The 23,832-nt window shown below is 41.9% G+C and carries 2 protein-coding genes; both read left to right on the top strand.

Features of this window, described 5'->3' with window-relative positions:
- Positions 1-13,005 carry an OmpL47-type beta-barrel domain-containing protein gene (locus PQO03_RS17730; protein ID WP_274152194.1) on the top strand — a complete coding sequence of 4,335 codons (13,005 nt, stop codon included), beginning with the start codon at positions 1-3 and terminating at the stop codon, positions 13,003-13,005.
- Positions 13,006-13,103: 98 nt separating this feature from the next.
- The gene (locus PQO03_RS17725; protein WP_274152191.1) at positions 13,104-23,828 is read left to right on the top strand and encodes an Ig-like domain-containing protein; all 10,725 of its coding nucleotides are present in this window, start codon (positions 13,104-13,106) and stop codon (positions 23,826-23,828) included.
- Positions 23,829-23,832: the final 4 nt, after the last annotated feature.

Here is a 23,832-nt window from a genome sequence, read left to right as displayed (position 1 = left end):
ATGAAAAAATTACTTATAAGCGGCCTTTTTTTTATCGGCTCCGTTCTGTGTGGACAAACAGTTCTTAATACAACGACTCACATTACAGCTGAAGACTTGTCTCATGAGAATGCCGACCTTGTCATCGATGGGACGACTGTCACCATTGATGGTGAGCATACATTTAATTCTCTAGTTCTTCGTAATGGGGCTGTATTAAATCATTCCACGACAAGTTCCACTAGTGAATTTAAGTTATTCTTGAATGTAGTGACAGAAATAAATATCGACGCGACATCCAAGATCGACGTTTCAGGTCGTGGTTATCCCCGAGGTTATACTTACAGTTCAGAAGGACCAACAACATCAGGAGCGTCTGCAAGTTATTCAGGTGGATCTTATGGTGGATACGGTGACCGTCAAAGTACTGCAGTTACTAATGAAGTTTATGGTGATTTCCGTAACCCTAATGAATTGGGTTCAGGAGCAGGTCTGTCAGGTAATTATGGCGGGTCCGGCGGTGGTTTAGTCCGTTTAGAAGCTAATAAATTAATTCTTGATGGTCAGATTTTAGCAAATGGGTCTCAGGGTCATAGCTATTATGGTGGTGGATCTGGTGGTGGTATTCAACTCAACATTGGAGAACTAACACATAGTGGGATACCAGGTCAAATTCGCTCTCATGGAGCTTACGCTCGCTACGAAGGTGGAGGCGGCGGTGGTCGTATTGCTGTTTATTATGAATCAGGTGATTTCACATTTGATAATGTGACAGCAGCCGGTGGTACGGGAGCAGTAGGTGGAGTGGGTACAGTTTTCTTATCTCAGTTAAACGAAGTGCCAACTTTAAAGTTTGATAATGATAATTTAGGTGGAGCTACAACGCCGATCTATTTTGGTGATAAAGAAGACCTTACAGATGATCCAGCTGAGTTTGAAGTAGATTTACAAATTCAAGAGAAGTCATACGCCTCTTTTGTAGGTAATACAGTGATACAAACAGATGAAGTGGTTCTTAATGGGTCTTCAAGTATCAATTTAAAAAACTTTGATCAACTAGAAAATCTTACACTCGATGGAGCTAGTACTTATCTTGTTATCGATAATTTGGATATTCGCGGAAAGCTCGAGCTTAAAAATGGAGCCATACTTTACTCAGGCATTACAAGTGGTACAGAGGAACACAAGCTTAATATAAAAGCGAGTGAGATCGTCATTGATGCGACATCAAAGATCGACGTTTCAGGTCGTGGTTACCCAAAAGGTTACACGTACAGTCCAGAAGGACCGACAACCACAGGTGCGGCATATTACTATAGCGGAGGTAGTTACGGTGGTGTAGCAGAACGTCATGGTTCTTATATTACAAATGAAGTCTATGGTGATTTTCGTAACCCTAATGAATTAGGATCTGGTGCAGGACCTCAAAATAATTATGGCGGAGCAGGTGGTGGTTTAATACGCCTTGAAGCGGATAAGCTTATACTTGATGGACAGATTTTAGCAAATGGTGCACAAGGTGGTAACAGTGGCTATGGCGGTGGATCTGGTGGTGGTATTCAACTCAACATTGGAGAACTAACACATAGTGGAATACCGGGTCAAATTCGCTCTCATGGAGCGTATGCTCGCTATGAAGGTGGCGGCGGTGGTGGCCGTATTGCTGTTTATTATGAATCAGGTGATTTCACATTTGATAATGTTACTGCAGCTGGTGGTACTGGAGCCGCAGGTGGAGTGGGTACAGTCTTTTTATCACAATTAAATGAAGTGCCAATCCTTAAGTTCGATAATGATAATTTAGGTGGAGCAACAACGCCCATTTACTTTGGAAACAAAGAAGACCTTACAGATGATCCAGCTGAGTTTGAAGTAGATTTACAAATTCAAGAGAAGTCATACGCCTCTTTTGTAGGTGAGACAGTGATACAAACGGATGAAGTGGTTCTTAATGGCTCATCAAGAATTGACATAAAGAATTTCGGTCAATTAGAGAACCTTACGCTGGATGGAGTCGATACTTACCTAGTTGTAGACAACTTAGATATCCGTGGCAAGCTCGAACTTAAAAATGGAGCCATACTTTACTCAGGCATTACAAGTGGGACAGAAGAGCATAGTCTCAATATAAAAGCAGGTGAAGTCGTCATTGATGCGACATCCAAGATCGACGTTTCAGGTCGTGGTTATCCCCGAGGTTATACTTATAGTTCAGAAGGACCGACAACCACAGGTGCGGCATATTACTATAGCGGAGGTAGTTACGGTGGTGTAGCAGAACGTCATGGTTCTTATATTACTAATGAAGTCTATGGTGATTTTCGTAACCCTAATGAATTAGGATCTGGTGCAGGACCTCAAAATAATTATGGCGGAGCAGGTGGTGGTTTAATACGCCTTGAAGCGGATAAGCTTATACTTGATGGACAGATTTTAGCAAATGGTGCACAAGGTGGTAACAGTGGCTATGGCGGTGGATCTGGTGGTGGTATTCAACTCAACATTGGAGAACTAACACATAGTGGAATACCGGGTCAAATTCGCTCTCATGGAGCGTATGCTCGCTATGAAGGTGGCGGCGGTGGTGGCCGTATTGCTGTTTATTATGAATCAGGTGATTTCACATTTGATAATGTTACTGCAGCTGGTGGTACTGGAGCCGCAGGTGGAGTGGGTACAGTCTTTTTATCACAATTAAATGAAGTGCCAATCCTTAAGTTCGATAATGATAATTTAGGTGGAGCAACAACGCCCATTTACTTTGGAAACAAAGAAGACCTTACAGATGATCCAGCTGAGTTTGAAGTAGATTTACAAATTCAAGAGAAGTCATACGCCTCTTTTGTAGGTGAGACAGTGATACAAACGGATGAAGTGGTTCTTAATGGCTCATCAAGAATTGACATAAAGAATTTCGGTCAATTAGAGAACCTTACGCTGGATGGAGTCGATACTTACCTAGTTGTAGACAACTTAGATATCCGTGGCAAGCTCGAACTTAAAAATGGCGCCATACTTTACTCAGGCATTACAAGTGGGACAGAGGAACACAAGCTTAATATAAAAGCAGGTGAAGTCGTCATTGATGCGACATCCAAGATCGACGTTTCAGGTCGTGGTTATCCCCGAGGTTATACTTATAGTTCAGAAGGACCGACAACCACAGGTGCGGCATATTACTATAGCGGAGGTAGTTACGGTGGTGTAGCAGAACGTCATGGTTCTTATATTACTAATGAAGTCTATGGTGATTTTCGTAACCCTAATGAATTAGGATCTGGTGCAGGACCTCAAAATAATTATGGTGGTTCCGGAGGTGGTTTAGTCCGTTTAGAAGCTGATAAACTAATACTTGATGGACAGATTTTAGCAAATGGTGCACAAGGTGGTAACAGTGGCTATGGCGGTGGATCTGGTGGTGGTATTCAACTCAACATTGGAGAACTAACACATAGTGGAATACCGGGTCAAATTCGCTCTCATGGAGCGTATGCTCGCTATGAAGGTGGCGGCGGTGGTGGCCGTATTGCTGTTTATTATGAATCAGGTGATTTTAGCTTTGATAATGTTACTGCAGCCGGTGGAACTGGCGCAGCAGGTGGTGTGGGCACAGTCTTTTTATCACAATTAAATGAAGTGCCAGTTTTAAAGTTCGATAATGATAATTTAGGTGGAGCTACAACACCAATTTACTTTGGTGATAAAGATGATCTAAGTGATGATCCAGCTACGTTTGATGTAAGTTTTGAGATAAAAGAGGGCGGCGCTTTCTCATTTGAAGGAACGACTAAAATCAATTCTTCCGAATTAGTGATTAGCAACGGAACAAATGTAAAGATAGCAAATTTATCTTCACTTAAAAGCCTTAGTTTAATTGGTAATAATAGTCGTCTTGAACTTTCAAACCTAGAGCTGGAAGAAGATTTAATTATCAATGGTAGCAATGCATACTTAGTAGTGGATAGTCTCACTCTTGGTGGCAAGCTCGAACTTAAAAATGGCGCCATACTTTACTCAGGCATTACAAGTGGGACAGAGGAACACAAGCTTAATATAAAAGCGAGTGAGATCGTCATTGATGCGACATCAAAGATCGACGTTTCAGGTCGTGGTTACCCAAAAGGTTACACGTACAGTCCAGAAGGACCGACAACCACAGGTGCGGCATATTACTATAGCGGAGGTAGTTACGGTGGTGTAGCAGAACGTCATGGTTCTTATATTACAAATGAAGTCTATGGTGATTTTCGTAACCCTAATGAATTAGGATCTGGTGCAGGACCTCAAAATAATTATGGCGGAGCAGGTGGTGGTTTAATACGCCTTGAAGCGGATAAGCTTATACTTGATGGACAGATTTTAGCAAATGGTGCACAAGGTGGTAACAGTGGCTATGGCGGTGGATCTGGTGGTGGTATTCAACTCAACATTGGAGAACTAACACATAGTGGAATACCGGGTCAAATTCGCTCTCATGGAGCGTATGCTCGCTATGAAGGTGGCGGCGGTGGTGGCCGTATTGCTGTTTATTATGAATCAGGTGATTTCACATTTGATAATGTTACTGCAGCCGGTGGAACTGGCGCAGCAGGTGGTGTGGGCACAGTCTTTTTATCACAATTAAATGAAGTGCCAGTTTTAAAGTTCGATAATGATAATTTAGGTGGAGCTACAACACCAATTTACTTTGGTGATAAAGATGATCTAAGTGATGATCCAGCTACGTTTGATGTAAGTTTTGAGATAAAAGAGGGCGGCGCTTTCTCATTTGAAGGAACGACTAAAATCAATTCTTCCGAATTAGTGATTAGCAACGGAACAAATGTAAAGATAGCAAATTTATCTTCACTTAAAAGCCTTAGTTTAATTGGTAATAATAGTCGTCTTGAACTTTCAAACCTAGAGCTGGAAGAAGATTTAATTATCAATGGTAGCAATGCATACTTAGTAGTGGATAGTCTCACTCTTGGTGGCAAGCTCGAACTTAAAAATGGCGCCATACTTTACTCAGGCATTACAAGTGGGACAGAGGAACACAAGCTTAATATAAAAGCGAGTGAGATCGTCATTGATGCGACATCAAAGATCGACGTTTCAGGTCGTGGTTACCCAAAAGGTTACACGTACAGTCCAGAAGGACCGACAACCACAGGTGCGGCATATTACTATAGCGGAGGTAGTTACGGTGGTGTAGCAGAACGTCATGGTTCTTATATTACAAATGAAGTCTATGGTGATTTTCGTAACCCTAATGAATTAGGATCTGGTGCAGGACCTCAAAATAATTATGGCGGAGCAGGTGGTGGTTTAATACGCCTTGAAGCGGATAAGCTTATACTTGATGGACAGATTTTAGCAAATGGTGCACAAGGTGGTAACAGTGGCTATGGCGGTGGATCTGGTGGTGGTGTTTACCTAAATATAGGTGAACTAAGTCACAGTGGAATACCTGGTCAGATTCGAGCTCATGGAGCTTATGCTCGCTATGAAGGTGGAGGCGGAGGTGGCCGTATTGCTGTTTATTATGAATCAGGTGATTTCACATTTGATAATGTTACTGCAGCCGGTGGTACTGGCGCAGCAGGTGGCGCGGGTACTGTTTATTATGCAGATAAGTCTTGGCGAGATGGTGTAGGTTCACTTATCATTGATAATAATGGTTCTAATGCCGCTGCAACACCACTTTTTACTCATTCAGAAAGTTTAGGCGAACGAGTCGTAAGTAGCTTAAGCTCTGATCAAAATACATTAGGTTTTGACGTTGATTCGAGTACCGAATTAAAACCGATGAATATAGCTCAAGGAAATTATGGTTTAAGTTCTTTGTGGCTTCAGCCAGATATAAATAAAGATAATATTTATCAGATAACAGGATCAACCCGTAATACAGTCACAGTTGCTGATTATAAAAATACTTTTTCATCAAGTACCACAGTAGGGGGAATAGCTCGTGGAGTCGTTGTGTTTAAAGATGTGATAGTAAAAAATTATGGTAAAATAGAAAGTCCAGAAGCTCTAGTCTTACTCGGAGGACAACTTTTAGAAATCAATAATGGCCAATGGATTGGACCAAGCAGTACTTTAGCAGGGGATAATCATTTAAAAGACACAGAGCATAAAATCAACCCAGGTGTAGCACCAGAACAAGCCACGATTATTGGTCAGGGACGTCAATTTGGTGTAGAGGGAATTATCTCTGGGTATAAACAGGCGGGTACAGGCGTATGGATTAATGGCGAGATGGTCCTCCCGCCAAGTGATAGCGAATACTTTGAATTTTCCTACGACTTCGGTCAACCGGGTACATACACATTAGAAATCACGATTCGTGATGAGTTTGGCAATACTAGTTCAAGCCTCTCTTACAACATGGAGGTGGTTGAATTCAAAGGCGTTAATACCATGCCATCTCGTTTTGCACGTCCAGAAACTGAAGTGACTCTATGGGGCAATGTTAATCGAGGAGAAGCTTTAGAGTATGCCGTAGATTATTCCTGGTCCTTCGAGAATTCGGCAAATATTTCAGTTGAATTTATTGATTCTGCAAGTGGGACGGTAAGTAGTACTCGCAACATCCCTCTTAGAGCAAGGTTTACTTTACTAAATGATTCAAACTCAGAAAGAGTCTTTGCAAGCCTTACGATCAACTCGGGTGGTATACTAAAAAGCTCAACAACTTATGTTGATGTCGTTAGCGTACAGGATTCAAGTAGTGATACTGCTTTAGAAGCTCAAGAAATCGACCGTAAAATTGCCATTGAGAAAGGTCTCTATAACCTTTACCTGCGTCAATCAAGTAATGGATCTTGGTCTGGGCAAGCCGCTACAGGTGGTTCCTTATGGGCCTTCTTTAATAACGGTCATACACTAGATAAAAATGCTGATGAAGATATTTATAGACCATGGGTGGAAAAAGGTTTGAATAATCTTTTAAGTCGATCGACTTCAATTCAATTAGGCTCAACCTCACAGGGAAGTACAGATTTTAACGGCAATGGCCGTGGTATTCGCTTTGAAGCTGATTCAGGTTACATCAATGGCATTAGCATGGCCGCTGTGGTGTCTAGTGGTACTCCCAATTATATTATTGATCACAGTCACTTAGGTGTATCAACTTTATCAGAAGTCGTTCAAGATGGTGCTGACTATCTAGCAAATGAATTGGCGCGTAAAGGCGGTTGGGCATATAGCTTTGGTTCTAGCCACGTCGATATGTCCATTAATAGTTGGAATTACGTTGGCTTAGAAGGCGCTATGCTCTACGGAGCAGAAATACCGGAATGGGTACAAGGTGCTTGTGAAAACTTTCTATTAAGAACGAATCGATCAGATGGTGGTTTTGGTTACACTAGTAGTAGTTGGATACATCCTCCATCGACTTCGGGTGCAGGTCTCACTGGACTAACTTTGGTTTCTTACAGGGGTAGAGTTCCTGGTATAGATGTAGGCGCCCTTAAATTAAAATCAAATAGATTTTTTGGTTCCAACTGGAGAGGATTAAATGGCGTGGGTTCTCCCTATCACATGTGGACAGTGACCCGTTCCCTTCGCATGGCTAATGTTACAAATCTGAACTCTCCCTCAGGACTCTTTGATTGGCAACGCAATGTAAGTTTACCCAATGCAACTCAAGAAGGTTACTGGCCTTATTTAATAAGAACTCAGAGAGCTGATGGCTCTTGGTCAGGAGGAGCTTGGTTAGATGGAAGTTCAATTCTTGGTACTGCATTTATGACTCTGGTACTTTCAGAAGGCGTCATAGGTGAACAAAAACTGATTAAGAATGTAGAAGTTACTTCCAATATACCAAAGTCAGATAAATTGAGCCTCATTTCTTCGAGCTTTGGAACCACGAGTCCAATAATTAAAGACCAAGGAAGTTCATATGACCTCACTTGGAAATTAGGCGATATACCAGAAGGAGTCACTTACGATATTTCTTACGAACAGTATGTCGATGACTTAGTTGCAGGAGAAGAGCGTCGTCTACAGAACTCAGTGAAAGTTTCTTACAGTACGGCCAACTCACTTCCAAAAACTCTGGAAGAAGGATCACTTGATCTAAAAGTAAAAGACTCACTCTATGGCGTAAGTATAGATGCCGCACAAGATAGTTATGAACCTGGAGCCGAAATTACATACACAGGTAATGTATTCTTGCCAAAAGGTCAACACTTCCACATCCTCAAAAACCCAATAGATGGTAATTACACTTTTGGAGAAGAAGGCGCTGCTGGGGCCAATTGGATGAGTATTGATTTTAACCTCACTAATGAAACCTTACGTGATTATGTGAATATCTCTGTGAGATCAGCTATTACTGAGCAAGCCTTAGCACAACAAAGTTTCATTCAATTAGGAGCTGCAGGTGAACTGGCTATTGAAGCTAGTAGTTTACTCGAACTTAAGCTTGAACTCCTAGAGAGTCCTGAGGGCCTATACCCGGAAATAGAGAACCTTCTGGTCTACTTCAATAACTCAGCGGCAAAAGTTCAAGTATCACTTTATGATGCAGAAGATCAAAAAGTTGCCGAACTACAGAGCTTTGATTTATTAGATAGTGATTATGGAACTAGTCGAGATTTTAATGGAGAATGGGACTCTGGCTCCTCTCCTTTAGCTGTGTACACAGTAAAAGCCACGATCGTTGAAAATTCACTTGAAGGATTGCAAGATTCTGATCAATTCTCAATCGGTCCAAATCCTTACCTCGCTTCTGTGACTTCAGCAGTCAGTACAGGCCGTACAAGGTACTTCTCCAATAGTTCCGTGAGTATTCGTTCACAAGTGTACAATAATAACAAAAACCTCACTTTTGAAAACCTGAGTGTGACTGTAACCGTTTTGGGCATAGAAGGTGAGCCGCTTAAAGAGTTTACCTATTCAATTCCAGCTATTGTCGCCGAAGACAAAGATGTAGAAGACTTAACATGGAATACAGGAGATAATACTCCGGGTCAGTATAGTATTTCTCAAGTTGTTAGCATTGAGTCAACGGGACAAATTGTTGCCACAAACAGTTTTGAAATTGTCTCAGACCTTGACTTAGGAAATGCCTTGAGTGGCTTGATCAAAGCAAGCCCTAAACTACTTGAGCCAGGAAAAGCCTTTGCCATTGATTGGTCCGTTAATAATACTGGTAATGTAGATATAACTAGCCTTCCAGTTAGAATTAGAGTACTAGCTAAAGCGAGCCCGCAGGGAACTGAGAAATGGAGCCATACGGCCACTGTCTCTAGCCTAGAAGTTAATGCATCACATAAACAACTTATAGATCAGGTCTTTACTTATGGTTATGCATCTGGCGATTACTTAGTCATACTCGAAGCGGCTCAAGATGGCACTAACTATGAAGCAATAGCTTTATCTTCAATCAAGGTAGCCATCAGTGATGATGTACCTCCTGTTACAGTAGATGATTTTGAATTCCGTGGTCAATGGATCAAGGTAGATCAAGACATTAGTTTGACTGCTACGGATGATGATTCTGGAGTTAAAGAGACACGCTTCAAAATTGCTGATGGGGAGCTTACACTAGGGAATAGTTTTAGTATTAACGAGGAAGGTCAAACGACTATTATTTATTACTCGATTGATAATGCTGAGAATGTAGAACTGGAGAAGACCTTCACCGTACAGTTAGATAAAACTAAACCTAATATTACGCATGCAAGCCTATCCCACACATGGTTAAATACGGATCTAAGCTTGAGCCCTTCAGCCAGTGATGAATTATCGGGCTTAGCTTCTTTCCTAGTCAAACTGGGTCTAAATGGTGAATTTGTTCCAGTAGGCACACTCAAATTTACTGAATCAGGAACAAGTCTTGTTCAGCTTAAAGCTACGGATAATGCAGGCAATGTCACAACAAAAGCCTTTGAGATTAAGATCGATAAAATCAAGCCAATACTTAATCACAATTACGCTTATGCGGGGCAGTGGCATAATCAAGCAGCTAATATCACATCTACAGCCATTGATTCCCATAGTGGTATTAATGAACATTGGTACAAACTTGGAGATGCAGATAAAGTACTTGCCTCAAACTTAGAACTTGGTGAAGGCATTCACAGTCTTGTTTTTGGTGCATCAGATAAAGCTGGTAATGAAGATACTCTCACGCTACAAGTGAAGATTGATTTAGAAGCGCCAGTGACAAATCACGATTTTGCATCTGAATTAGCATGGCTCAATTCGAATCAGCTCATTAGCCTCAGTGCCATTGATGATTTATCAGGTGTGGGAAGCTATCACTATACACTTAATGATAATGATGTAGCTCTCGGCAATAGCATTGCGGTTATCGCAGAAGGAACTAATACCATAACTTTCTATGCACTTGATAATTCGGGTAACCAAGAAGCCGCTCAGACTTTGACGCTTCAATTGGATAAAAGCAATCCTGTGACTTCTCATGATTTCCTTAAGCATGATCAATGGATTGCCGTAGATCCTCAAATTACCCTCAGTGCCATAGATACACTCTCAGGGATAGCAAATACCACATGGACCTTAGGAGATACAATTACCGAATCTAATTCGATTACAGTGAGTGAAGAGGGTGTTAGTACTATAAACTTCCGTTCAAGTGATATCGCCGGTAATACTGAAGCAGATAAAACTATCATTGTGAAGCTAGATAAATCGGCACCAACTATTACTCACAACTACACCGCACTAAATTGGCTTAATACGGCACAGAATATTGCCTTCCAAACGGTTGATACTCATTCTGGACTTGACTCATATTCCTACAGTATTAATGGCTTGGATCTCATAAGTAATATTGCCACTTTTGGATTGGGAGTATCGGGAGAATACAACATTACTCTAAATGCCAAGGATAAAGTAGGTAACAGCAGTTCAAAAACCTTTACGGCTAAAGTGGATCTCACAAATCCAACTATAAATCATGCCTACCAATTTGATGACATATGGGTAAATAGCGATATTAACTTCAACTTCTCAGCCACCGATGCACATTCGGGTATTTCTGAAAGCTGGCATCAGTTTGCTGCTCAGGAAGTCGTTGCCTCCAATAATGTTAGCCTCAGCGAGCCAGGAGAATATGCCCTGACACTTCACAGTAAAGATAATGCTGGTAATACTTCAAGTACTAGTCTCACACTGAAGCTTGATAAGCAAGCACCAGTAAGTCTCCAGGATTATACAAACGAAGGACTTTGGGCTAATCAAGATGTGATAATCAATCTAACGGCCACGGATGATCTCTCGGGTGTAGCAAGTACTTCATGGACGCATGATGAAGTTCTGACAAGATCAAATATTATTACGGTGAGTACAGAAGGAGTTAGTTCAGTGACGTTCCGTTCAATCGATGTGGCAGGTAATACTGAAGCTGATCAAACGGTTCAAATTAAGCTCGATAAAACCAAGCCTGCGATCACCGCAACTTCCTTACAGGATAGTGAATTACTCGGTACAAGTGCGATTACTGCGACAATGTCCGATGCTCTATCCGGACTAGACCTCGAGTCGATCACTTTAAGTATTGATGGAGATGAACAAGTTTATAGCTTTGAAAATGGCCTACTTAGCTTTACTCCAGAGTATGAATTACTTGATGGTAATCATGTTATTGTCATTACGGTCAAAGATATAGCCGGTAACCTCCAAAGTCTGACTTGGAATCACTTAGTACAAAATACTTTCTATATTCATGCTAATGGACAAGATCAAAAATCTAAAGTCAGTGGCGACGAACATGTGATTCAAGGTGAAGTTCACTCGAACGATGAATTCGAAGTCAAAGGACATGATCAAGTCATCCACGGACCTGTCTCAGTTGTAGGCAAAGTTAAAATTGATAAGCATGCCATTATCGACAACTTGATTAACCCTGCCGAGATTAAAGATATCAACCTCTGCAACCTGGATAAAATCAATCCTGATGGTCACCACGAGGAGGACCCAGATGATCCGACTGATCTCGGCCTTGTTGGCGGTCATTTTGATGTGGACACAAGCTCAAAGTCCTACGATTTTGATAAGGGATCTACTGATGCTCACGTTCATGAGTACGACGAGAAATATGATGTATTTGGAGTCGATGCCTTTGCCTTCAATGAATCTAAACTTCATGAAATAACTGAAGATATTAAAGATCCGAAGCAGAAGTTCAAACTCATTGTGGTCAATGGTGAGCTTTCTACAGGCGCTCGTTATGCAGTTAACTCGACTTACAATGCTAATGATGATACGAGCTTCACGGCAAGTATTGATCAGCAGGTCTTCACCTTAGAAGGCACTGAAGGAACAAGTAAGTTAAGTCAATTAGGTATCTACTTCCCGCTCGATGCTTTACAGAATGATGGTTTACACAAAACTGAAACTGGTCTCGTGCGTAGCAATACTCCAGGTTCTAATGGTGAATGGCGCAATGGTGCACTTACAGTCCAAGCAGTCGCCATAAATGATGATGGCTCAGATGCCTTCACTCTTGGCACACACGGAGCAGCAACAGAGGGCTTACTTTGGGAAGTGACTATCTTCTGGCATTATGACGAAAAAGATGACCATAAAGATGATGATAAACATAAGGATAAACATAAGGATAAACATAAGGAGAAGAAAGAAAACTTATCTTATCAAATTGATGGTCTTCAGTACTTCGAAATTTTCGAAGATCTTCATGTCCATGGCAAGGATGCCATTCTTGAAGATGGGATCTACTTCGTCGATGGCAAGGTGAAAATTAATGCCGCAGTTCAGGCCAAAGTAACGATTATTGCCACGGGTAAAATCGAGGTCTCATCCAAGGATCAAGTTTTAGAAGCCTATCACCCCTCTGGCATTCTTTTCCATTCGGCTGAAGAAGTTAAGATTTCTTCCAATGAGGCATTCTTTACAGGGAAAATCTGTGCAGAGGAAAAGGTCCATATATCCGGTAAGAAAAATAGCTTCCAACGCAAAGGTGCTATCGGCGGTATTAAAGCCGATAAGATAGAGATCACCGGATCGGAGCATTATTTCGGCAACGACAAGCTTAATGGGGAGGGTAACTAAAATGCAAAATTCAGTATCCTATAAGCACGTATCAATTAGCTCCTTTGAGCAAACAATAAAATCACTTGACTTACACACATTTTTAGGAGGTCTATAACATGAAACGCTACAAGTCATCGTATTCGTTTAAAATGAGGGTTTTTTCGGCTCTTACATTACTATGTTCATTGCCAGCGCTACTCGGTGCGCAGGATTTCATCAATGATCAAATTCAGCAGAGCAATCAAGAAACAGCTCAGGCTGAAGTAGAGTACCAGGCCTTTAAAGCAGGTGTCTTCGATTATATCCGTGTCGAGCTTCTTCCTGCAGCTTTATTGCTCGTGGAAAAAGCCGAAGAGGGCGTGGAAATAAGTGATGAAGAACTTGAGGCTTTAGCACTTAAATGTGACAAAACAAAAATGGCTTTGTTAGATGTTATTTCAGATACACAGGATCAGGTTGAGGAAGAAGGTGATCCCAATCTTATCCTTGAAAATAAGATTCAAGTAATCAATGGTGCTCTGACACAATTACGTCAACTGGAGAATGTTTTACCAGGTTTACAGAGTGCTAATCAAACTGAGCGTGAGCAAGCATCTGCATTTGTTCTTTCTATCTCGTCAGAAGTTTTTCAGGACTTTCAACAGCTCAATACTATTCAGAATTCGCTTGATTCCTCCTATAGTGCCGAATCAGGTAGCACGCTACTGGCCCTAAGTCGACCAGTTCTCAATGCGGCTGTATCTGAATATACACAAAATACTATTAGTGGTGACCCACAAGACTCCGATGTGGAAGTTGACTCAAACCTTACTTCAGATAAACAAGCTATTCAGGACCTTGCTACTGAGCTTAAAACACCTGTAAAAGTCTTCGAATACTTCCGCAATAACTTTGTTCATGAACTCTACTTCGGCGCTCGCAAAAGCACTGCACAAGTTTTACGTCAGAAAGCGGCTAATGATGCGGATATGGCCTCTGCCATGATTTCAGTACTACGTGCCTTAGGCGTGCCCGCTCGTTATGCTTATGGGACAACTCGACTCAGTGACGTCGACCTAGCCAACTGGTTGGGAGTACATGACTCACAATTAGCACTTGTCTTAGCAGAAAATCATATTCCTTACCAAAAGCTTACGACTGGCGACTACCTGATCGATCGCGTCTGGGTTCTTGCGTACATCGATTATTTTCCATATCGTGGTGCCACGCCAGTAGATGCTTCACTAACACTCATTGAACGAGGCGATACTTGGGTTGCCATGGATCCTGCCTTTAAAAAGCACCATTATTCCCAGCGTCGCGACATAGCTAGTGACCTATCGATGAATACTCAGAGCTTCTTAACGAATACTGAACAGCAATCAACTTTGGCACCGTTATTGGGGCACCATACTATTGCCAATTCCACTCCTTTCCCTACAAAGGATAATGTCACAGCACTACCACAGACCTTTATTCTCAACGACGTCATTGGTCTAGGTAACCGCCTCGCTGAATACATGAATCAAAATCAGCTCATGCTCGATACGGTATTCCAAGAGAAACTCATTTCCGAAGAACTTTATGGCTTAATCCCCACAACTGACTTCTATCAAGTCCATGCTTACGGCCCCCACTTTTCTCACCTTCCTCAGGATCTCCAGAGTACTATTTCTCTAGAACTTCTCGATGCAGCGGGCAAGCCATCTGCCACAATCGAACTCCCAGCAGCTCAAGCACTGGATTCATCAATTGATATTACTTGGATTCCTGCGAGCCAAGAAGATAGTGATATTCTTGCCGAGCTTGAAGAATTAGAAAATGGCAAAATTGATTCATACCAAGCCAATGTTTATGCACGTATTCTTCTTAATGGTCAGACTTATGCGGACTCCGCAGAATCCATTCCCGTAGGTTCAATACGTAAACTTGTTTGCAGCATTAATGAAGCGGGTGCCAATTTTGATGACGCAGATGCAGCGCTAACATTTAAACGAGATATACAGCTGACTGCGGGCTCACTATCTACTTTTGTAACAACGTTTGGTCAAGAGCAGAACCTCGAGCACTTTTTAGCCCAACTTCAGGTGAATCAAAATCTCCCGTCTTTCATGCGTGCTTCAGCATTGAACTACTTCCATCAGTCACAAAAATTTGCCCAACTCAATAGTGCCAGTCTTGGTTTATCTGCCCGTCGTGAACTCTCACTTATCCAAGTCAATTTAGGCATGGATGTAGAAAATATCTTTGGTCAGCCTTTTACAGCCAAACTTGGAGCGATGGAATTTAACACTATTCGTGACGCTTGGGCCTTATCGCCTCTCAATGAGCAAACGGCTATAAATGCTGAGGAAAACTTTACCTTAACTCAATCTCTTACGTCTTCAGTTCTTGCTTCCAATGGATTGAAGCAAATGTCAGGGACTCAGGCCTATAGTGCACCACGTTTATTTCAGTTAGCTTCTGAATCTGCTATTCCAATCTTAACGATTCGTTCTTCGGGCACCGCAACGCAGGAAACTTTTGATGCCTTAGACTTGACTCTAGATGCGATTACTCGTGACTACCTCTTACAAGCCCTTAATAAGGGTAAGCAAGTCAGTGTGACTCGTGACCCCATCAGTCTATCAGGAGCGCAATACACTCCCATTTTCATTTTAGATACTAGTACTGGTGATGCTCAATTTATGCACTTCAGTCCTTTGCAGAACTTGTCTCAGCTCTCTCAGGCGAGTTTGCCATTGGACGCCAGCTACAAATTAAAAGATATTTTACTCGGCTCGCGTGCGCTACCTAAGGAGCTGCATGATTTTGCTCTTAACTGGATGGCGGGTATTGCAGATGCCTCATTCTCCATGGGTGTGGCTTATCTACCTGCCATTCTTTATGCCAATAACTATTTCACCCCAGCGACACCTAGCGTCGAAAACAAAGTTCAAGTTGATTCACTTAGCTTGACCACTGCAGCCATTTCCTTCATTGGACGTATTGACGAAATATCTTCTCGCCCCGCACTTATTAACATAAACTTACCTTCAGCTTACCTATCTCCTAACGACGATGGAAATAATGACTTCTTTACCATGCAGGGTGGTTCGCCACGTTCTAGCTCTTGGAATCTCCGTGTCACGGATTCTCAAGGTCAAGAAGTTCGCATTCTTAGTCAAGACGATAATCAGACTCCTGATACGTCCAATCCCGATCAAATCAACCTTGATTGGGATCTCAAGGATTCTTCAGGATCACTCCTTGTGGATGGCCCTTATTCCTATAAGATGACTGCCTTTGGTGAAGGTTCTGGGGCATCGACTTTTTCTGGTGATTTCACAGTAGATAATACCGCGCCCCAAGCAGAGCTCCAAGTCATTCAAGAGCAAGTCAATGGTCAAACTTTAACTCGCTTAACGGGCACAGCCGATGATGCTAACCTTTACTTTTGGCAGTTAGAAATTCTTGATACCGAGGGTCAGCCAGTATTAGCCCCTTACGATGGCATGAGTGCAATAATCAATAACGGTTTTGGCCTACTCGATAGCAGCCTATTAGCTAACGGGACATATAGTGCCCGTCTTAGCGTAATGGATCAAGCAAATAATCTTAGTATTGTTACCCAGTCAGAATCCATCACAATTAATAACCCTGCCGTCGATAACACCCCGCCAAACCTGAGTGCGAATAGCCCTGTATTTACTCCCAATCAGCTCCTTAGTGGCCAAATACCACTAAAAGTCAAAGCCTTTGACTCATCGGGAATCACACTGATCGAAGTCAAACTCGATGGACAAGTAATCCACTCTGTAAACAATTCTGAGCTTGATACCTTTATTGATTCGGCCAATATTGCCGAGGGACCACATAAGTTAGATATTCGTGCAGTCGACGGTTCAGGTCTTGAATCCCAGTTAGATCAAGCAAGTTTCATTACATCGCAACTCGCACAAGATACCATTGCACCTCAAGTATCGTTCTCAATTTCCAGTGCGACCAACCCTGCACAAGATGCACTGACTTACTCGATTACCGCAAAAGACAATATTGCCGTAGCCTACTTACAAATTTTAGTAGATGGTCAGTCCCACAAAACTATCCAAGATCCCGCACAAACGGAAAATGGCGTACTCGATATTTCCAATCTCAGTCCTGGCTCACATACTCTAGCAGTATTGGCAGTAGATAGCAGCGGCAATCGCAGTCTCTCTCAGCCACTTAACTTTGAATCCGCATCAACTAAAGAAGATACTGTAGCGCCAAGCCTTCAATTAAGCCTCGCCCAAAACTCCACGGGCATTTATGTAGGAAGCCTTGCAATGCAAGCTACGGCAACAGACGCGTCGGGAATTAAATTGTTAGAGCTTTATGTAGGTGAACAGCTCATAAAATCTTTAGATTCACCCTTGCCAGCCAGTTTTGCTCACGTACTGGACCTCACAATTTTTGCAGATGGTATCCATACCCTCAAACTTCTATCGACCGATAACTTCGGTAATACGAGCGAGCTTACTAAAGACATCGAAGTAAGTGCCACAGCTCCAGATACAACTTCACCATCCCTAGCACTTACTTATCCATCCACGAGTTCAGCGTGGTCGGGAACGATTAAAGTCAAAGCAACTGCGCAGGATAATGTAGGTGTCAAACTTCTCAAAATTCTTGTGAATGATGCGACTTTAACTCAGCTCCAAGACCCACAACCTGCAGAGCTTATTCAAGCCCTCGATACCACTAAGCTAGAGGATGGGACACATACTTTCCAAGTTGTAGCGAGCGATGAAGCCGGTAACTCAAGTTCTACAGCGAAAATTACTTTTACGGTAGATCAATCTGCCGATCAACTCGCGCCACAATTTTCCTTGACTTGGGCAGGCTTTAACTTTGATTCGCGTAATCCGCAAAAGAGTCACCGCCTGGAACAAACTCAAAGTGATAACTCACTCCTGACTATAAGTGCTTGGGATAATGTCGATGTAAATGAAATCCGTGTACTAATCGATGGTATTAATATAGTTTCTAAGCGGGGCGAAAGCTTAACAGAATTCATTGACCTTCAGTCATTGGCAGATGGTGCTCACTCACTCACCGTGGAAATCCAAGATCAGGCTGGAAATATTAATTCTGACTTCCGACTTTTCTTTGATGTCAAAACAGATTTTGAGGCTCCTACAATTAGCCTAGATCACGACGTGGAGGATCTCCTCAATCCTGTTAAAGGTAACATTAACCTTGCGATGACAGCAAAAGATAATAAAAACCTCAGTCATGTGGAACTCATCCTTAATGGTCAAGTTTTTTCCACTCTACCTTTTGAGTCTGCGACAGAACTAGTTAATCAAGACAACACACTTTCTTACTTATTCAGTACACTCTTTAATACTGGCGATCTAGATGATGCTAATCATTCTCTGAAAGCACGCGCCTATGACTTAGCAGGCAACTTTGCGGACTCCGCAAATCTAAATTTCTCCACCTATAACCCCGTTGCAAACTTTAAGGTCAGCCCCGATTACGTAGATCCCAATGTGGCGGCGCAAATTACCGCTTCTGCTAATTTCAAAAAAGAGCAGAACTGGACTCTCACTTTTACGGGTGATGATGCACCTGCAGCTATTTCGGGTTCAGGTTCAAATCTTAACGAAATTATCCCTGTAACAGGCCTTCAGGATGGTAACTATTCGGTTACCCTGAGTGTCGAGGGCATTCAAGAGGACTTCACAAAAGATTTCACCATCAATTTATTAACGGGTCCACCTGTAGCTACGGTCACAAATATCCCTAATAACCTACGCATCCGCGAGGGCTTCTTTGATCTTAAGGGGACTGCGAATGACCCCGATGCCGAAGATGCAGTATCTTACCGCGTCATTATTTATGACCGTGAAGGTAATGAGATTTCTAATGCCACGCCATACCCACGTAATGATCAGGGCTGGTTTGAAGGACGCGTAACTTCTGGCGATCTCGGTAAAGTCGATCTTACTCTACTTCGCAATGGTGCCTACGCACTTCAACTGCAAGTTAAAGGTGGCCCCAATTCGATCTATAGTACTAAGTACCCATTCTTCTTAGAATCAGCTCTTAAAATTGGTCAGTTTGGTTTCTCTCAGCAGGATCTAATTCTTCCAGTAGCGGGTTTGCCACTCTCCGTAATCCGAACCTATAATTCCCTTAATCCTAAAAAGGGAGACTTTGGTTATGGTTGGACTTGGTCAATCACTGATATAGAAATGGAATTAAGTGAAAATCGTGGCTTTGTTCAAAATGCAGATGGCGATAATATCAATGTACGAACTGGGGGAGACCGAAACGTAACCATCACTCTTCCCGATGGTCGCCGTACTACCTTTGAATTTTCCTATGAAGAACGAGGAAGCTTTTTTAAATACTACTTTGCCAAATTTACTGCGGCACCTGGTGTTTATGCCACTCTAAGAACCACAACAGAAGAACAGTTTGTAGCTCTACCTGGCGGGCTTCAATACTGGCAGGGTGGTGGACCAAGTACCGATAATGAGTCCTATGAGTTCGGTTCGTATACTCTCACCATGAAAGATGGCACACAATACCGCATTGATCGTCCTAAAGAAAATGAAGACTATATCCTTTATGATGATGGTACGTCCGGCACAGTAATTACTCGAGGCGATGCCACACTCAAACAAATTACTGATCGCAATGGCAACAAAGTCGAATTTAATGATAGCTCAATAGATCACTATAATGCTTCAGGAGAAAAGACTAAATCCATTGATTTTGTACGCAATACAAAAGGTCTTGTCTCAGCTATCTATGACCCCAACGCTCAGGAGTCTGCCGGGAACGCGGGCGGCTCGCCCGCAAGCTACACCTATGAATACGATAGCAATGACCGCCTCATAGCCGTCAACCAACTCGTCACCGCAGGCACAGCCCCCGATGGCTCTGACTCCATCTACCGAACTACCCGCTACAAATACGACAACGCTTCCTTCCCCAATTACATCACCGAGATCGTAGACCCTCGTGGCATCTCACCCATGAAAACGGAATATGATGCGAGTGGACGTATCATCGCAACCATTGATGCAAGTGGTAACCGTATTGTTATGGATCACAACTTGGTTGATAAGTCAGAAACTATCTATGATAGACTGGGTAACCCAACGATTCATAACTATGACAACCGTGGTAACGTCCTTAGTACGATTGATAGCCAAGGTAACAAAACGGTTCGTACTTACGATAGCTTAAATAACGAACTCACAGTCACAGATGCACTGGGTAATAAAACTGTCATGACATATGACTCGAAAGGTAATCAACGTACCATTACTGATCCCTTAGGTAATGTGACAACTTTCACTTACGATGCTAATGGCAATCAACTGACCACTACGGATGCTTTGGGCAACAAGACGACCAATAAATACAGTGGTAGCAACCTTGTGAACTCAACCAATGCATTGGGTCAGAAAACCACTAACAAGTATGATGGTAACGGTAATCTCCAATCGACTCTAGATGCTCTTGATAACGTAACAGCTACATTCGGCTATAATGGCTCTAACCTCACTTCATTAACAGATGCTAGCGGTATCATCCGTGGTTTCTCTTACGATGGCAATGGTGATCAAACAGGTTCAGCCTTTACTTGGAAAAACCCTAAAGATCCATCTGATGTAAGAGAAGTAAGAACTAAGACTATTTACGATGGTGCTAGACAGGTTATTAAAACCATTGATCCACAGGGTAATGAAAGCACTACTAAATATAATGACTTTGGTAAGCCTTTTGAAACAGTGGATTCACTGGGTAACAAAACGGTCACCATCTATGACTACCGTGGTAATGTCATTGAAACTCAATACCCCGATGGCACAGTCACACGTACATTTTATGATAAAGCAGGTCGAGCAGTAGCAAGTACAGATAGACATTTGGCAAGTGCACTAAAAGTTCGTGGTTCACGTACAGTCTATAACTCAATAGGGCAGGTAGCTAGATCCGAACGTCTTGATGATATTAAGATTGTCATCCAAGCTAAAGTAGTTAACTCCATTAATACTTTTGAAAGTGTTGTGGTAAGTACTGGTTCAGTTATCTCTAGTAGCAGTACAATTTACGACAAAGCAGGTCGAGTAGCTGAAAGCACTAATGCAGATGGTCAGAAGACTCGCTTTGAATACGATAAAGCAGGAAGACAAGTTGCTGTTGTTGATGCTCTTGGTAATCGTAGTAAAAATGAATATGACAAGCTCGGTAGACGTGTAAAAGCTATAGACGCTCTTAAACGTGAAACTGTCTTTGAATACGATGTACTTAGTCGCTTAGTAAAAACTATCTATCCCGATGCAACCTTTACGAGTACGGCTTATAACACCTTAGGTCAGCGTGTATCTGAAACTGATCAGACAGGTAAGGTTAAGAAATTTGAGTATGATATTCAAGGTAGACTCATTGCAGTTGAACTACCCGAAGTATTAAACCCCGAAACCAATGTACGTGTTAAGCCCAAGTATATATATGATTATAACGTATATGGGAACCTAGATAGTATTACTGATCCTAAGGGTCGCATTACAAGTTTCACCTATGATCAATTCGGTCGTCAGCTTAGTAGGAAAATGCCTAGTGCTAACACTGAAAGTAAGGTATACGATACTCTTGGACGTATGAAGTATGCAGTGGACTTTAAAGGTCAAATCATGGGCTATAGCTATGACAACCTTGGTAGAACTACGGATAAAAAATACTACGCAAACTTAAACGCCTACAATAGTGATCTAGTAGATAAAACTGTTAGCATGGAATACGATGAACTTGGTCGAGTTGATAACATGACTGATGAACGTGGTATTACTGATTATACCTATAGCATTGATGGTCGTCTTATGGCTATAGCATCTCCCGAAGGCACACTCAATTATGAATACTATGAAGCCACAGGTCGTAAGAAAAGAACCTACACTCAAAATAGTGATCAGCGTTATGTCTATGATGAATTAGGTAGACTAGAAGTTGTAGCCGTACATAAGAAGAATGGTGTGACTTTAACTACTCCCGAAGAAACCATATATGTCTATAATGAGCTAGGTCTACGTGAAGGTATTATTTACTCCAATGGTGTAATGAGCACATACGATTATAACAGTATGAATCAACTCACTGACATAGCCCATATAACTTCTGCTGAAGAGGTCTTGGCATCATATAAGTATGAACTACGTGCTGATGGTCGTAGAGCTGAGGTCCTTGAGAAACGCAAGGAAGCTAGTGGTGTACTGTCACAGACTTCTATTGTGTATACTTATGATGAGCTTAATAGACTTACTAAAGAAGCTAGTATTTCCAATGCGGATGATGCTACATTTATTACCAACTATGAATACGATATTGTCGGTAACAGAACTAAGAAAGCTAGTGCCTCTGATGTTATTGATTATAGCTATAATATTTCTGATCAATTAGTCACTGAAGCTTCCACTGCTGAAGGTACAACTAGCTATGGCTATGATGTCACTGGAGCAATGGTATCCAAGACTCGTGGTCTTGAACGTAGCACTTTTGAATATGGTTATGACAACCGTATGGAGAAAGCGCAGATTAAACGTTATGAGGATGACAAGTTTGTTGAGTCCAACGTTGAGTATGTATACAATCAAAATGGTACGAGAGTACGTACACGTAATGCCTATAGCGTTGATGGTAGTAGTGCAGGTGATGATGAACACTTGCAGTTAGTAGATGAAGCTAACTTTACAGGCTACTCACAAGTCTTTGAGGAATATAAAGATGGTGCGCTAAGTACGAGCTATGTAATTGGTGATGATGTATTGGCACAGAGTAAGGGTGGAATAGACTCTCACCTTCTCTATGATGGTCATGGTAGTACAAGGCTGATTACGGGTAATGATGCGGGTATACAAGAGAGGTATTCGTTTGACGCTTATGGCATGATGCTAGGTGGTAATAGTGGTCTGACTAATGGTACTCAAACTAGCTTGCTGTATAGCGGTGAGATGTATGATAATGCTTTGCAACAGCAATATCTAAGGGCGAGATATTACGATCAGAATACGGCAAGTTTTAATCGATTGGACCCGTTTGCGGGAGATGAATTAGAGCCTCAGTCATTTAATAAATATGGTTATGTTCACGGAGATCCTGTTAATGCAATTGATCCTAGTGGGTTGTTTAGTATAGCAGAATTCGGTGCAACCACGGGAGGCATGGCAATACTGTCAGGCGTCTTTGCAGGGACAATAACAGGGGTTTTAGGGGTAATGAACGGGCTAAGTGCGAATCAAATCATAACAGAAGTAGCGATTAGTTTTGGCGCAGGAATGTTAGCAGTCTTGTTTGCACCTGTGGGTATTGCTTTGTTAGCCTTAGGATTAACACAGATTGCTTTGCAAATTGGAAATACAGACTTTGCAGGTAGGGGTGGGTTTAATATAGCGGTGGGTATAGTTGTAGCTATTTTAGTATTGGCGTTTCTTAGAGTGAGGGGGAAAACTCTTATGCCTAATAGTGGGTCAGCTCCAAGTAGTAATAGTACTTCATTGCAAAAGTTTTATCCTGATAATAATGGATTTACAGGCAAAATTAGTGAGAAATTTTTATATAAAGGGGATACTATAAACAGGTATGGTGGTAGTGACTATTCAAGGTTTTTCTCTCCTAAAGGTATTAAGGACTTTGAAAGAGCGTTACCACCTGGTGTAGGAGCTCAAAAGTTACGTACATTTGAAGTTTTAAAGCCATTTCCTGTACAATCGGGAAGAGTAGCACCTGCATTTAATGAGCTTGGTGGTGGGACTCAATTTGTTACCCCACTAAACTTAAAAGCATTAGTAGATAAAGGCATACTTAAAGAAGTCATTAAATAGAGGT

The organism is Lentisphaera profundi (genome assembly GCF_028728065.1).
GTDB lineage: Bacteria > Verrucomicrobiota > Lentisphaeria > Lentisphaerales > Lentisphaeraceae > Lentisphaera > Lentisphaera profundi.
The sequence above is the reverse complement of the archived record's forward strand: the minus strand, read 5'-3'. Positions and strand labels throughout refer to the sequence as shown.